The organism is Bacillus sp. FSL K6-0268 (assembly GCF_038005425.1).
GTDB classification, from domain to species: Bacteria; Bacillota; Bacilli; order Bacillales; family Bacillaceae_G; genus Bacillus_A; species Bacillus_A thuringiensis_S.
In genome coordinates this window covers 4661340-4675916 of record NZ_JBBOTF010000001.1, presented here as the reverse complement: position 1 = coordinate 4675916, position 14577 = coordinate 4661340, and the positions used below count along the sequence as shown (strand labels likewise).

Sequence of the window (14577 nt, the reverse complement as noted above, 5' to 3'; positions counted from 1 at the left end):
ACATTCTAGTAATTATTACATGCGATTCACTCTCCTTTTGCTTGTACTTTCGCCCCATCTCCACAGATTATTAACCATACACATTACGCTTTCGTACACAGACAAGTTCCCATTTAAACTTTCCACATTCGCCAATCTTTTTAGTAAAGAGGCTGATTCTTCATAAATAGCAACTATAATATATAAAAATCCGTATAACTTGTTATTTTTATTCAAAATTTTAAAAAAATATTGACACTTAAATTATCCTCATAGTATGATTTGGGTGTTGTAATTGATAACCATTTTCACTTATGGTGCTAGTTACAAAAAACACTTAATTTGGGGGCAGAAGATGAAGAAAATTCTCAGTATTTTCATAGTAGTTCTTCTATTCGCTGTTGGATGCGGACAGCAAAAAGAGGAGAAAAAGGAAACAAAAGCGGACAATAAAAATCAAGCTATAACAATTAAACACGCTGAAGGGGAAACAAAGTTAGATAAACCAGCGAAAAAAGTAGTTGTACTTGAGTGGGTATATTCAGAAGACTTATTAGCACTTGGTGTTCAGCCAGTAGGGATGGCAGACATTAAGAATTATAATAAATGGGTAAATACAAAAACAAAACCAAGTAAAGATGTTGTAGATGTAGGGACACGTCAACAACCAAACTTAGAAGAAATTAGCCGTTTAAAACCAGATTTAATTATCACAGCTTCATTCCGTAGTAAAGCAATTAAAAATGAATTAGAGCAAATTGCACCAACAGTTATGTTTGATCCATCAACAAGCAATAACGATCACTTTGCTGAAATGACAGAAACATTTAAACAAATTGCAAAAGCAGTTGGAAAAGAAGAAGAAGGTAAAAAAGTATTAGCTGATATGGATAAAGCCTTCGCTGATGCAAAAGCAAAAATTGAGAAAGCAGACTTAAAAGATAAAAACATCGCAATGGCACAAGCATTTACTGCTAAAAACGTACCAACATTCCGTATCTTAACTGACAATTCTTTAGCTTTACAAGTTACAAAAAAATTAGGTTTAACAAATACTTTTGAAGCAGGAAAATCTGAGCCAGATGGTTTCAAACAAACAACTGTAGAATCATTACAAAGTGTACAAGATTCAAACTTCATTTACATTGTAGCGGATGAAGATAACATTTTTGACACTCAACTAAAAGGCAACCCTGCTTGGGAAGAATTAAAGTTCAAAAAAGAAAACAAAATGTATAAATTAAAAGGCGACACTTGGATTTTCGGTGGTCCTGAGTCTGCAACATCTTTAGCAACACAAGTAGCAGATGTAATGACAGCGAAGAAGTGATTACACAATGAATAGCCTACAACATACACTTCGAGCAAGTCTTGTATTCGGAGGAGGAGCAGCTCTCTTGCTCCTCCTTTTCTTTATTCATATCGGACAAGGTCAAGCAAACATTTCCTATAGTATGATTATTGATGCTCTTATCTCACCGAACCAATCACTAGAGCATCAAACTTTAATTATGCTTCGATTACCTAGGGCCGTAATTGCCATTTTAGCTGGAGGTGCTCTTGCTGCATCTGGGGTCATTTTACAAACATTAACGAAAAATCCACTTGCTGAATCCAGTACAATGGGTATTCACTCTGGCGCATATTTCTTTCTAGTAGCGGCTACAATTTTTTTACCAAAAGGTCTGCAAATTAATTCACTTCTTTTCACATTTATCGGCGGTGCTATTACCGCTTTATTTGTATACCGTATTTCTGGTGGAAAAAAGGGAACCCCACTTAGAATGGCACTAGCTGGTATGGTCGTTACATTAATGCTTTCTGCCTTTACTGGAACGATGCAGCTTTTCTATGAAAATGAAACAGCTGGTTTATTTTTATGGGGAGCTGGATCTCTTATTCAAAATAACTGGGATGGCGTTCAATTTGCTTTTCCATTTATCATTATTTCTTTCCTAGTTTTACTATTTATGTCTCGTAAACTCAACATTCTCTTACTTGGTGATGATGTCGCTGTTTCTCTTGGTGAAAAAACAGCAGTAACACGTCTTATCGCCTTCATTGCTGCGATCTTTTTAACAGCAGTAATTGTAACTGTTGTTGGACCAATTGGATTTGTTGGCTTAGTTGCACCACATTTAATGCGTCTTATTGGCTACCGTCAACACTTTACTCTCCTTCTCTCTTCTTTCTTATGGGGAGCTGTACTATTACTTGGAGCTGATGTCGTTGGTAGACTAATAGATCCAACTGGGGCTGAACTTCCTGTCGGAGCAGTCACGGCAATGATTGGATCACCTTGGCTTATTTACTTAGTCTATCGAATGATGAAATCGAAACAATATATGAATGATAACGGAGCGAATGCAGCTGGAGCTAGTTCTCGCTATTACTCTTATAAAAAGGTAATCATTATCTCTATCACACTTTGCATTGTGACAATTACTCTTGGTGTTACAATCGGTAGTAACGCTTATATCGAAAGTATTACAAATGTTATATCAGGACAATTAACACAATTTGATAAAAATATGATGATGAACCTTCGTTTACCAAGAATGCTCGTTGCTGCTATTGCTGGCGCATGCCTTGCAATAAGTGGGCTTGTTTTCCAAGGTATATTACGAAACCCACTCGCCGATCCTTCTATTATTGGTATTTCATCGGGAGCTGGTGTTGGTGCTTTAACTATTATGTATGTCTTTCCCGCACTTCCTGGTTTCTTCCTACCAATTGGTGCATTTATCGGCGGACTACTTTCAGTTGGAATTGTTCTCTTCTTCTCATGGAAATCAGGATTTAGCCCAACAGCCCTTGCTTTAATAGGAATTGGTATTTCAGCTCTCGGTTCAGCGATTATTCAAATCTTTATCGTTAGAGCAAATTTGAACGTTGCTGCTGCTTTAACATGGCTATCAGGTAGCACGTATGCAAGAGGATGGAATCACTTAGAAAATATCATTCTATATCCATCGCTAATTCTTGTATTCATTATCTTTTTCTTAATAAAACAACTTGATGTTCTCGTACTTGGAGACGATTTAGCAACGGGACTCGGGCAACCAGTAAATAAAACGCGCCTTGCCCTCATTGTGTTAGCAACACTACTTGCATCTGTAAATATCGCAGCTGTCGGTACAATTGCCTTTCTAGGTCTTGTTGCGCCACACTTAGCACGAATCGTCGTTGGTATGAATCATCAAAGATTATTCGTTTGCTCCGCACTATTTGGAGCAATCCTTCTTTCCATTGCTGATTTACTCGGACGAACAATTGCATATCCGAAAGAAATTCCTTCTGGACTTGTCGTTGCTGTACTTGGAGCACCTTATTTCTTATGGTTGATGAGGAAGAGTGGGAAGAAGGTTAATTAAAAAGGAGGCTTCGTTTTAGAAGCCTCCTTTTTATATACTAAATAAAGTGAAACTTTAATTAGTGGGGGGTTTCTTCATCCCCGCTGATTATTAGCCCACACCAATCGGACTTTTATGAGCAGTGGATCTCCCACCTAACTTCTTTGCTCCAGCCGAATCTTGAGGTGGAAGTTTTACTGTCCGACGAATAGCCGGATAAATTACTCTGATCTCACTAATTTCACAGATTTAGTACTCCCCATAAACTCATGATGTACAGTTAATGTGTTCTCCTCAATTTTCAAATCAGCCTTATGCTTTATTTCCCCCACTAAAAATACAAGCTCTACAGAAATAATCCCTTGGTCCACACTTAATATTCGAAAGTCTCCTATAGTAGTCCCTTTCCCAAAAATATTATGTTCCATAAATTCTCCGCCTGTTTTCTCACTATTAATAGATTCTATTTCCAACCCAACTGGCCTGTCTGTACTTTCTGATGACATCCAAGACCCCTTTAACTTTCCAATATCAGCCTCTTTTTTCTTTTCATTTTTTAACTCTTCCTCTTTTTTCTTAACTTCTGCTTGTTGAGTTAGTAAGCCATCGATTTGCTTATTCAGCTCTTCGGCCCGTTGATTTTCCGAAATAAATTGTTGATTTTGGCCAGTATCGTTAACAATTTTATTTACTATCCCTTTAGCCTCTTCATACTTTTTATCACTCTTTAACTTCTCTGCCTTTTCCAATTGACCTATATATTGACCTTTTAACTCTTTATGCTCTATGAGCGAATCTTTTTGTTCTTTCGCTTGACTTTGAAGGATTGCGGAACCATCTTTCATCTTTTCTACTTCTTGAAACAAACCTATTGCTTGTTCTATATTTCCACTCGATTTCTCTTTTATCGAACTTATCATCTTAGTAGTTTGGTCTTTTAATACCTTTGCTTCTTTATCATCCTTTTTCTCTTCTAATGCTAGCTCAAATGATGCTACTGCCGTGTCATATTCTTTACTCGCTAACGCCAATTTCCCTTGATCCATTGCTTTTTTATAGGTTTCATTGCTACATCCTACCATTAAAAATAAAATTATGATTCCTAAAATCAATCTTTTCATAATATCTCCCTAAATTAATATAATTCTATATACACTCAATAGTATCATAAAATTTATATATAAAATTTTAAATACCATCATTAAAACATAAAGGGAACTTGTCATTTCTTCTCGAACTTAATCTATGAACATAAGTAGAGGGGGATAACAATAATGTACCAAACAATTGAAGGCTTTTTACAATCATGGACATACGAAGCAGAGTCTACTCAGAAAATGCTTGATTCATTAACCGATGCATCTTTATCACAGGAAATTGCACCTGAACATTGGACTTTAGGAAGAGTTGCTTGGCATATCGTGACGGCAATTCCTGTGATACTATCTGGCACAGGGCTAAAGTTTGAAGGAGAAACGAAAGATTATCCTGTTCCAACTTCTGCAAAAACAATTGCAGATGAATACCGTAAAGTAAACGCGGCTTTTGTTGAAACACTTCAAAGTAAATGGACTGATAAAGACTTAGCTACTATTAATGACTTCTTTGGTCGCCCTATGCCGAATTCTATATTTTTAATGACACTCATTAATCATCAAAATCACCACCGCGGGCAAATGACGGTTTTAATGCGACAAGCCGGCTTAACAGTTCCTGGCGTATATGGTCCCGCAAAAGAAGAATGGGCTGCGGCTGGAATGGAAGCTCCTAAAATGTAACGACAAAAAAGACAAGATGTTTACATATCTTGTCTTTTTCTGTAACTTGTTTCATGTGAAACTTTATAATGCATCTTCACTCTCAATATTTTTAATCCCAAAATAAGCAATCACCATACCGATCGCTGAAAATGTGAATTGAAGAGGTAGAAAAGTCGCTATCGGAAATATTGGCTGGTTATTAATTGCGATTGACACAACAATAATAGATGAAACAATTGTAGTTGGCACTGAACGTTTACGCATTCCGAAATATAGCGGGATTAAACTTATTCCCGCAGTTGCAATAGCTAAAGGAACAAGATTTATTCCTTCTTGCACTAATTGATCTACTGTAAATGGATTAGGAAGAATTGAAAAATAGCTATCTATCCCAAAGAAAACTCCTACTATTAAAATGTTAGATACAATAACTGTTATAAATGTTAATGTCGCTGTAATGACCAACTTACTAATCATCATTTTTCTCCGATTAATAGGATAAGAAAACATAAGTATTATTGTTTTATTTTTATATTCACCAATTATTAACCTTGCGATTAACACACTACCAAAAACAATAAATGTTGCTCTTACTAATGTACTAGCCGTTAACAACATCATCTGCGGATCTCTTATTTCCGGATCACCTTCTACTTGAGCAACGATGCTCGTAAAGATCATTAATGCCAGTATAGTAATATTTGCAATAACTGCCCCTTTTACGTACCAGCCAAGCTTAAACTTTTTCAATTCTAGCTTCATAAGACGTAACATGATAGTCCTCCTTTCCCCTGAAACACCTTAACCCCCAAAACCACACTAGCAATTGTAATAAGTAAAATTGCAATTACTATTATCTTTTTCACCATTCATACCCCAGTTCGTTGTTGTTTTAAGCTTACTTCATGCCACATCAACCTTGTCGATTTTACGATAAGATAGATAACTAATGAAAATCCCTAATAAACAGAGCACAATTGGGATAGCTATAAAATCAAACATACTTACTTGACCGTTTCCAGCCCCAACGTTACCACTAATCAGCATACCAATTATTACTGCGGAAGTAATCGTTGTAGGTGTCGATTTCTTTCTCATTCCAAAAAATAAAGGAATTAAACTTATACCAGATATCATAAATGCACTTATAATAGTAGCTGGAACGATAGCTATTATTTCGCCTATCGTAGCAGGTGTTTCAATCAGTCCCATCATTGGACTCACAAAATAAACGAGCAAACTAATAATGAAAGTAGCGATAATCGTGCTCACAAAACAAAAACAAAAAACAATTGTTAATTTCGCCCTCATTAGCATTTTCCTTTGCAGCGGGTACATAAACGATAGTTGCATTGTTTTGTTCTTATACTCGTCTATTACTAACCGTGATAAAATGACCGAACTAAAAATAATGAATGTTATCCTAATAAAAGTGTTTATTAAAACCATTTGTTGCGTGAAGTCAAAGAAGAGCACGTCTCCCTCGGCTTTAATTCCCAACGCCATAAGGCTTACTGCAGCGAAAATTGCTATAATACAAATTGCTACCCCTTTAAAGTAACTAGATAATTTATGTTTCTTCCATTCGAGCTTCATTAATCTAAGCATACAAACCACTCCTCCATTCTTTATATAACTGTCTTTATGCTGCTAACATTCTAATTCCAGCAGTAACGAAGCTTAACATTCCTATCACTAGTAGAATTAACAACCATTTCCGCTCTGGTTTTCTATAATATAAAATTCCACTTATTAGCATTACGATAAATCCACTTACCAGGTTCAGCCACAGTCCATTAAGCATGAATACCTTCTCCATCCATTACATTTAAGAAATATTCTTCTAAGGAACTATGTTTCTTATTAATACTTTCAATTTCCACATCGTTCATAATAAGTGCTTTTGAAATGGCCTGCTGAGACACTGACGTATCATACACACGAATCATGGTTCCACTCATTATTTTGTAGTTTTTTATACCAAGTTTATCTTCTAAAATATAAGCTGCACGTTTCACATCAGGAACAGTGATTTCAATGTACTCTGTTTGCTTTCCGTTAATACTCTTCATTGAAACTTCTTTTATTAGTTTTCCATTTTGAATCACACCAATTGTATCGGCCATTAATTCCATCTCACCTAAAATATGACTAGAAACTAATAATGTAATACCGTATTCTTTGCAGAGCATTTTAAATAAGTCTCGTAACTCTTTAATGCCAATTGGATCTAAACCGTTAATTGGTTCATCTAAAATGAGCAATTCTGGCTTTGTCACGATTGCCCTTGCAATACCGAGTCGTTGTTTCATTCCTAATGAAAAATCTTTTACTTTTTTATTATCTACCCCTTGTAGTTTCACTAAATGTAAAGCATGGTCAATTGCATTTTTATCGTAGTAGCCCATATATTCACAATGCAGGTCTAAGTTTTCTTTCGCCGTTAATTTATCATAAAAGATTGGGTATTCAATAATTGTCCCCATTCTTTTTAATACTTCATACGATGTATCTGTTAATTTCTCACCGAAAATTTCTATATCACCACTCGTCGGTTTTATTAAATTTGTAATCATTTTCATAATCGTTGTTTTACCAGCACCGTTTGGTCCTAAAAAACCATAAATTTCTCCTTTTTTCACATGCATGTTAACACCGGAAATAACTTCTTTCCCTTTAAACACTTTCGTTAACTGGTTTGTTTTTACTATATATGTCATGTTACTTTCCCCTTTCGCAATACTCTATATTTCTATAATAGACAACAGAAATCTCTTTTTTCTTACCCGTTCCTTACAAATTCCTTACGCTGAAAAAAAGCTTGTAGAATTTACTTCTCTACAAGCTAAAACAGCATCTTTTTTAATACAACTGTAAAAATTGTTTTTTCATAGGGCTTACTAGAAAGATGTATTTCTCCGTCCATCGCTTCCACAAGCCGTTTCGTAATCGTTAATCCTAGACCGCTTCCTTGGTACGATCTATTTCTTGAATCTTCAAGTGTGTACATTCGCTCAAACACTTTATCAATATGAGATTCATCAATTCCTTTTCCTTTATCCCATACGTCTATATACACACTCGTTTCATCATCTCTTAAAGTCATACCGAGTGTCTTTCCATCATCTCCATATGTAATTGCATTTGATATTAAATTATTCAATACTCTGCCTAATACTTCTACATTTCCAAGTGCGTATATATTTCTTTCTGGTATATCAATATGAACCTGAAAACCTTTCGTCGTCACTAAATCATAAAAAGATAAAATCTTCTCGCGGCAAACTTCATTCATATTTACTTTTGTCATTTCAATTGCTTTGTCACCAGATTCTAATTTTGCCAAATCAAAAAACTTATGAATTAGCTCCATCACTTCTAATGTTTTCGTATGCACTTTTTCAAGTAATATTTGTTGTTCTTCTTCACTTATCGTTTTATCCTTATTTAACATTTCTGTATATCCAAGAATAACTGTTAGTGGTGTTTTCAAGTCATGCGAAATATTTGAAAGCATTTTTCTCATCGAAATTTCTACTTTGGCATGATCTGCATTCGTTTTCTGTTTTGCATCTAATAATTGATTAATTGCCACTAATAATTTTTGCAATTCTAGATCATCTGTCATAACGAGTAACGTCTCGCCTGTTTTGTCATTTACAATACTTTCTAACTTTTCATATGTGTATCGTAAATTTTTACTACTATGTTTTCTCATTTTATATTGCATATAAATAACACATAACAATATAAAAATAATACCTATTAACAAATTGACCATATTACATCACTTCCAACTTATAGCCGATGCCCCATAACGTTTTAATATATTCTGGATTAGATGGATCACTTTCAATTTTCTCACGCAATCTTCTCATATGAACATTAATAACGTTATCATCACCGTAATACTCTTCATTCCAAACTAACGTATATATTTGCGCTTTTGTAAATACACGATTTTGATTTTTTACGAACAGTTTTAAAATCTCAAATTCTTTTAAAGTGAGCTTGAGAGGGTTCCCGTTTTTTTCTACAGTAAAATTAATTGGATCGATTGTTAAATCGCCAATCTGAATCATCTTTTCTGTTGTTTCTGTAGCCGAGTATTTCGTAGACCGCCGAATCCCTGCTTTTACACGTGCAGCCAATTCAATCATAGAAAATGGCTTACAAATGTAATCATCTGCTCCAAGTCCTAAGCCAACAGCTTTATCAACATCTGTATCTTTTGCCGACATCATTAAAATCGGAACAGCACTTTTTTCACGAATAATACGTACAACCTCTAATCCGTCTAACTTCGGCATCATTATATCAAGGATCACTAAATCAAAAGATGATTTAAAAAAGGTTTGCACCCCTGCTTCCCCGTCAGACGCCATCGTAACTTGAAAGCCTTCCTTTAATAAATATTTTTCCACCATCTCTTGAATTGAAATATCATCTTCAACTAATAAAATATGATGTGACATATGTCTATCCCCTTTTTTTACAAACATTAACATATCAATTGTATCGCAACGAATGAATGCTGGAAACAGTTATATGAATTTTCAAACCAACTTCCCTTCCTTCCTTAACAATGATATGATGAAATTCACTACGATTGTTCATAATTAACTTTATATAAAGGAGACTTATCATGTCAGAAAACAAAAAAGTAAGCTTAGCTGATTTAATGCGTGAACAACTTGCTAAGAAAAAGCAAGGAAATGGAAATGGTCAAAATGCAAAAAATCAAAACCAAGAAACGAAAAAATTACAAAACCAACAAACAAAGAAGACAAACAACCAACGTAGACGTACAGGTGTGTAAATGAACGGACAAAAACGTTCTAATATCGCACCCGGCCTTGAAGTTGATATTGTATTAAAACAAGATCAACGAACAGGCAAATTAACACGTGGCATTGTAAAAGATATTTTAACAAACTCCCCTTCCCATCCACATGGCATTAAAGTGCGATTGCAGGACGGGCAAGTCGGTAGAGTACAAAATATCGTTCAATAAGAATAGGAGCTCAAGTAAACTCGAGCTCCTTTTTCTTTATTAACCTTTAATTTTCTCGATGAAAACTACTTTTAAATAGTCTCCTTCTTTAAATTGATCAATGGTACGGAAATCTTCTGGTAAAGAATGTTCTTCTAATATTTTATATTTGCCATTCATTTCTTTAAAGGCTGTATCGATAAAGCCTTTAAACTTTTTCATATCGAATGCACTACAATTTGTAGAAGCAACGATAATACCGTTATTTTCTGTAATAGCAATTGTTTCTTTCAATAAATTTTTATAATCTTTTGCTGCACTAAATGTATATTTTTTTGATCGGGCGAAGCTTGGAGGATCAAGTACGACCATATCAAATTTCATCTTTTTCTTAGCTGCATATTTGAAGTAAAGAAATACATCTTCTACAATAATATCTTGTGCTTCATAATCAACTTCATTGACACTAAACTGCTCAATCGTTTTACTTAAACTACGATTTGCAAGGTCAACACTCGTCGTTTTACTCGCTCCGCCAAGCGCTGCAAATACAGAGAAAGCACCTGTATAAGAGAACATATTTAACACTGTTCTTCCCTTTGCATATTTATCACGAATTTGTTTTCGAACGTTACGTTGATCTAAAAATACACCAACCATTGCCCCGTCATTTAAATAAACAGCGAAGTTCACACCGTTCTCTTTTACGATAAGCGGGAACTCACCGCGCTCTCCTGCTACGAAATCATCACCCTCAATATATTTCCCTTTCGTATCAAAACGCTTCTTCTCATAAATGCCTTTAAAGTTTGCTACTTTTTGCAGAGCTGCTATAATCTCATCTCTGAAAGTATAAATCCCTTCACTATACCAACTTACTACGTAGTAGCCGTCATAATAATCGATAATTAGTCCGCCAAGACCATCACCTTCACCGTTTAGGGCGCGGAATGCTGTCGTATCACTTGATTTATAAAATTGTTTTCGTTTATGTAAGGCAGATTTGATTTTACTTTCAAAGAAAGATTGATTAATTTGTTCACTCTCTTTTCTCGTTAAAATCCAGCCGTATCCTTTATTTTGTTTTCCATAATAACCTTTTCCGACAAAGTTGTTCTTCTCATCTACTACTTTGATGATTGTCCCTTCTTCACGAACATCGTTTAAATTTTGAATTGCATCTTTTAAAATAAGTGGATATCCACTTTTAATTTCTTTTATAAATTTCGGTTTTATTTTTATAGTTACTTCTGATCGCATATAATAACTTCCTTTCCATTTGCATGCTTTCTCTATAGGAAGCATTTAAAAAACGAGCCCGAAAAAACAGCCTCGTTTCACTATACCATATTATTGCTTTGCTAGTACAACTCGCTCATTCTCGCACTTAACCGCCACATATTTACTACGTTTTGAAATGGAAATCTCACTGTCCAAAATAATAGAAAAAAATTATATATTTCACATTTACCATTGACAATGATAATGATTTTCATTATCATTTAATGTATATGAGTTCTTGAAAATATAGCTACATTTATAGGAGGAATAAACATGATTATTGTTACAAATACAGCTAAAATTACAAAGGGAAATGGACATAAATTAATTGAGCGTTTTAATAAAGTAGGTAAAGTTGAAACGATGCCAGGCTTTTTAGGTCTAGAAGTTCTTTTAACGCAAAATACAGTTGATTATGATGAGGTAACAATTAGCACTCGATGGAATGCAAAAGAAGATTTCCAAGGTTGGACAAAGAGCGCCGCATTTAAAGATGCTCACTCACATCAAGGTGGAATGCCAGAATATATTCTTGATAATAAAATTGCTTACTATGATGTAAAAGTTGTACGTATGCCAATGGCTGCAGCACAGTAAAAACAGTTCTTTTTTAAAGTATAGAATATGAGAAGCGTTATCTATCACTTCTCATATTCTATACTTTTTTCTTTAATTTCTTTTTACTAACTTTGCGTGTATAACTAGCCTTCCAGCCTCTGGATCAAGCGCATAGTCACAAGTAGAAAGTGTTACGATTTCATCATTAGCCGTCAATTCCGTATCCGTTTTGTACAGTGATTTTTCTTGAACTTCCTTTAAGAACGATGTATATACTGCATCATTTTCAAAATCCGTTTCAATGTAATAAAAGTCCGTTGTTGTCGTATATACTGAAAAAACTTCAACGTCGTATCCTTCAAATAATGTATCGTAATATAATTTACGATGGGACATGAAAAAGTCTTCATCCAACATTTTTTTTAAACTACCAAACATAGAACCGTCTTTCATACGATGGCCATATAAAATCGTATTTCGATTTTGAGATTTCACATCATTACGATGGTCCATAAAAATGCTTCCCGCTCTCATATCTTCACCTTTATAATTACGAAATAAATAGTAATCATTATCTTTTGCTTGAACGATTGGATAATTAATTTGTGTATCATCCATCGTAATCCATCCGACTATCTCTGGATTAATTTTCTGGAGATCCTGAAACTGTTTACGTACCTCTCCGTCTTCCGATTTTTCTTCCATTGGACTTCTTTTATAAATATGTTGTGCCTCAGCCATTACTTTACGATTTTCATAATAATCCATGAAAATCCCACCCAACTCATACATTGAATAGAAAAAGATTCCTAAAAACGCAATTGTAAGTATGCGTTGAAAAAAAGAATTCTTTTTCCGTCCGTTCTTGCTATTCAAATTATCACCTCAAAACGGATTATACTCAGCCTTTAGATTCCCATAGGTACCATATATAATCCAGTATCTTCATCCTGTTTTACAATGACATCTACACCATATATTGCTTTAACCATCTCTTCTGTTATTACATCATTAGGATTACCTTTCGTAATGATCTCTCCATCTTTCATAACGATAATATGGTCGCTATAACGAATGGCTTGATTAATATCATGTAATACCATTACAATCGTTAATCCATACACTTCATTTAACTCTTTCACTAATTCTAATATTTCTAGCTGATAGTAAATATCTAAATAGGTTGTCGGTTCATCTAAGAAAAGCATTGGTGTATTTTGAGCTAATGTCATTGCGATCCAAACTCGCTGCCTCTCTCCACCGGATAAAGCATAGATTGGCTTATCACGCTTACTTTGTAAATTCGTACATACTAGTGCACGCTCTATCGCTTCTCTATCTTCATCTGTTTGCGGAGAGAAAATATTTTTATATGGCATACGCCCAAAGCTTATTAGCTTTTCCACTGTAATATCTGCTGGAGCCTCATTTTGTTGGTGGACAACTGCTAGCTTTCTAGCAAACTCTTTCGGTTTATATTCACTAATCGCTTTCCCATCAAGTATTACTTCTCCACTGCTAGGAACGTGATTTCTAGACATGACACTAAGTAATGTTGATTTCCCGCATCCATTCGGGCCAATGATTGTTGTAATTTTCCCAATTTCTATTTCACTACTAACAGACTTTAAACGATTTGTTACGTTATCATATGAAAAGGTTACATTTTTAATTTCCATGAACTTTATCACTCTTTCTAAGCAAGAATATTAAGAATGGACCACCAATAACCGCCATAATTGTTGCTGCTGGAATTTCATTAGGTGGCACAATTAACCTTCCAATCGTATCCGCCGTCAAAATTAATAACGCCCCTGCAAGAGCAGAAAATGGAATTAATACTTTATGGTCTGAACCGACCAATTGTCTTGAAATATGCGGAACTAGCAATCCTACAAAAGCAATAACACCTGCAATCGCTGTTGATACTGCCGCTAAGAGTACTGCAATGGCAGAAATAATAAGACGAACTCTCGTCACGTGCAAGCCTAAGTTTTTCGCAGTCTTATCTTGTAGCGATAATAAGTTACACCAAGCTCCTACGAACAGAGCAAGAATAAGACCAATCGTTCCATAAGTCACCATTATTTCTACATCGCCCCACGTCTTCATTGTTATGTTAGAAGTCGTCGTTTGCTTAATACTTTTAATAAAATACCCACAAATCGTAACGAATGATTCATTTAATCCAGTAAACATCGCATTAATGGCAATACCAATTAAAATAATGCGAAGTGGGCTTAACCCTGACTTCCATGAAAACGAATAAACGAGATAACACGCAAGCGCACCACCTAAAAAGGCGAATACGGGGGTCCAGAAAAAGAATTGCGGGAACAAAGTAATAATAACGAGTGTCATAAAACTTGCTCCTGAAGATATACCGATTACCCCAGCATCAGCGAGTGGATTCTTCATAACAGCTTGAAAAAGCACCCCTGAAACAGCAAGAGCCGCTCCAGTGAACAGCGCAATAATAATACGAGGGAAACGTAAATCTTTAATGACTTCAACATCTTCATTTCCACCTATAAATATCCCTTGTACAAGTTCAACAATACCTACTTCTAAACTCCCTTTCATCGCTGACAATGATGTCATAACAATGAGCAATGCAGTAACAATGAGGAAACTCCAAGTTTTTTTATTCATT

General features: G+C 34.9%; 17 protein-coding genes. 6 read left to right on the top strand and 11 right to left on the bottom strand.

The features are described 5' to 3' along the window. Positions 1-334 precede the first annotated feature (334 nt). Positions 335-1309 carry an ABC transporter substrate-binding protein gene (locus tag MHI28_RS24370; RefSeq protein WP_000722824.1) on the top strand — a complete coding sequence of 325 codons (975 nt, stop codon included), beginning with the start codon at positions 335-337 and terminating at the stop codon, positions 1307-1309. Between the two features lie 7 nt (positions 1310-1316). Continuing rightward, entirely contained in the window at positions 1317-3353 is a 2037-nt protein-coding gene (gene fhuB, locus MHI28_RS24365) for a Fe(3+)-hydroxamate ABC transporter permease FhuB (RefSeq protein ID WP_001087105.1), read from the top strand. A 200-nt stretch (positions 3354-3553) separates the two neighbouring features. Here the strand turns inward: fhuB and MHI28_RS24360 are convergent, their stop codons facing one another. Further along, on the bottom strand, positions 3554-4453 hold the full coding sequence (locus MHI28_RS24360) for a hypothetical protein (protein WP_000825582.1): 900 nt from the start codon (positions 4451-4453) through the stop codon (positions 3554-3556). Between the two features lie 153 nt (positions 4454-4606). Here MHI28_RS24360 and MHI28_RS24355 point away from each other — a divergent pair, with 153 nt between their 5' ends. After that, entirely contained in the window at positions 4607-5110 is a 504-nt protein-coding gene (locus tag MHI28_RS24355; protein ID WP_000284975.1) for a DinB family protein, read from the top strand. A gap of 63 nt (positions 5111-5173) precedes the next feature. On the opposite strand, the gene MHI28_RS24350 is transcribed toward MHI28_RS24355, so the two are convergent. The 6 genes from MHI28_RS24350 to MHI28_RS24325 all read right to left on the bottom strand — a co-directional run bounded on the left by MHI28_RS24350 (position 5174) and on the right by MHI28_RS24325 (position 9567). Then, a complete protein-coding gene (locus MHI28_RS24350; RefSeq protein ID WP_000945188.1) occupies positions 5174-5866 on the bottom strand; it encodes an ABC transporter permease in 693 nt (230 codons plus the stop codon). Between the two features lie 129 nt (positions 5867-5995). After that, on the bottom strand, positions 5996-6700 hold the full coding sequence (locus MHI28_RS24345) for an ABC transporter permease (protein ID WP_000945208.1): 705 nt from the start codon (positions 6698-6700) through the stop codon (positions 5996-5998). A 34-nt stretch (positions 6701-6734) separates the two neighbouring features. After that, positions 6735-6896 carry a hypothetical protein gene (locus tag MHI28_RS24340; RefSeq protein ID WP_000931814.1) on the bottom strand — a complete coding sequence of 54 codons (162 nt, stop codon included), beginning with the start codon at positions 6894-6896 and terminating at the stop codon, positions 6735-6737. Continuing rightward, a complete protein-coding gene (locus tag MHI28_RS24335) occupies positions 6889-7812 on the bottom strand; it encodes an ABC transporter ATP-binding protein (protein WP_000221121.1) in 924 nt (307 codons plus the stop codon). Before MHI28_RS24335 ends, MHI28_RS24340 begins: the two co-directional genes overlap by 8 nt. Positions 7813-7937: 125 nt before the next feature. Further along, positions 7938-8873 (bottom strand): HAMP domain-containing histidine kinase, encoded by a 936-nt coding sequence (locus tag MHI28_RS24330; RefSeq protein ID WP_000247670.1) that lies wholly within the window; start codon positions 8871-8873, stop codon positions 7938-7940. Position 8874: 1 nt separating this feature from the next. Further along, entirely contained in the window at positions 8875-9567 is a 693-nt protein-coding gene (locus MHI28_RS24325; protein WP_000018046.1) for a response regulator transcription factor, read from the bottom strand. Positions 9568-9737: 170 nt separating this feature from the next. Here MHI28_RS24325 and MHI28_RS24320 point away from each other — a divergent pair, with 170 nt between their 5' ends. After that, positions 9738-9911, top strand: coding sequence for a hypothetical protein (locus MHI28_RS24320; protein WP_001293576.1), 174 nt, complete (start codon positions 9738-9740; stop codon positions 9909-9911). Beyond that, positions 9912-10106 (top strand): YwbE family protein, encoded by a 195-nt coding sequence (locus MHI28_RS24315; RefSeq protein WP_001014310.1) that lies wholly within the window; start codon positions 9912-9914, stop codon positions 10104-10106. Positions 10107-10145: 39 nt separating this feature from the next. Here MHI28_RS24315 and MHI28_RS24310 read toward each other — a convergent pair whose 3' ends face one another. Then, positions 10146-11345 (bottom strand): class I SAM-dependent rRNA methyltransferase, encoded by a 1200-nt coding sequence (locus tag MHI28_RS24310; RefSeq protein WP_001255945.1) that lies wholly within the window; start codon positions 11343-11345, stop codon positions 10146-10148. A 294-nt stretch (positions 11346-11639) separates the two neighbouring features. Between MHI28_RS24310 and isdG the strand changes: the two genes are divergently transcribed. Next, positions 11640-11963, top strand: a complete 324-nt coding sequence (isdG, locus tag MHI28_RS24305) for a heme oxygenase (protein ID WP_000587818.1) — start codon at positions 11640-11642, stop codon at positions 11961-11963. Positions 11964-12035: 72 nt separating this feature from the next. Here the strand turns inward: isdG and srtB are convergent, their stop codons facing one another. From srtB to MHI28_RS24290, 3 genes are read right to left on the bottom strand one after another with little or no spacing between them, the layout of a single operon-like run. Then, a complete protein-coding gene (gene srtB, locus MHI28_RS24300) occupies positions 12036-12800 on the bottom strand; it encodes a class B sortase (protein ID WP_002162479.1) in 765 nt (254 codons plus the stop codon). 32 nt (positions 12801-12832) lie between these two features. Continuing rightward, complete coding sequence (locus tag MHI28_RS24295) at positions 12833-13603, bottom strand: ABC transporter ATP-binding protein (RefSeq protein ID WP_000403765.1); 771 nt, start codon at positions 13601-13603, stop codon at positions 12833-12835. Continuing rightward, complete coding sequence (locus MHI28_RS24290) at positions 13593-14576, bottom strand: FecCD family ABC transporter permease (protein ID WP_001036829.1); 984 nt, start codon at positions 14574-14576, stop codon at positions 13593-13595. Before MHI28_RS24290 ends, MHI28_RS24295 begins: the two co-directional genes overlap by 11 nt. Between the last annotated feature and the right edge of the window lies 1 nt (position 14577).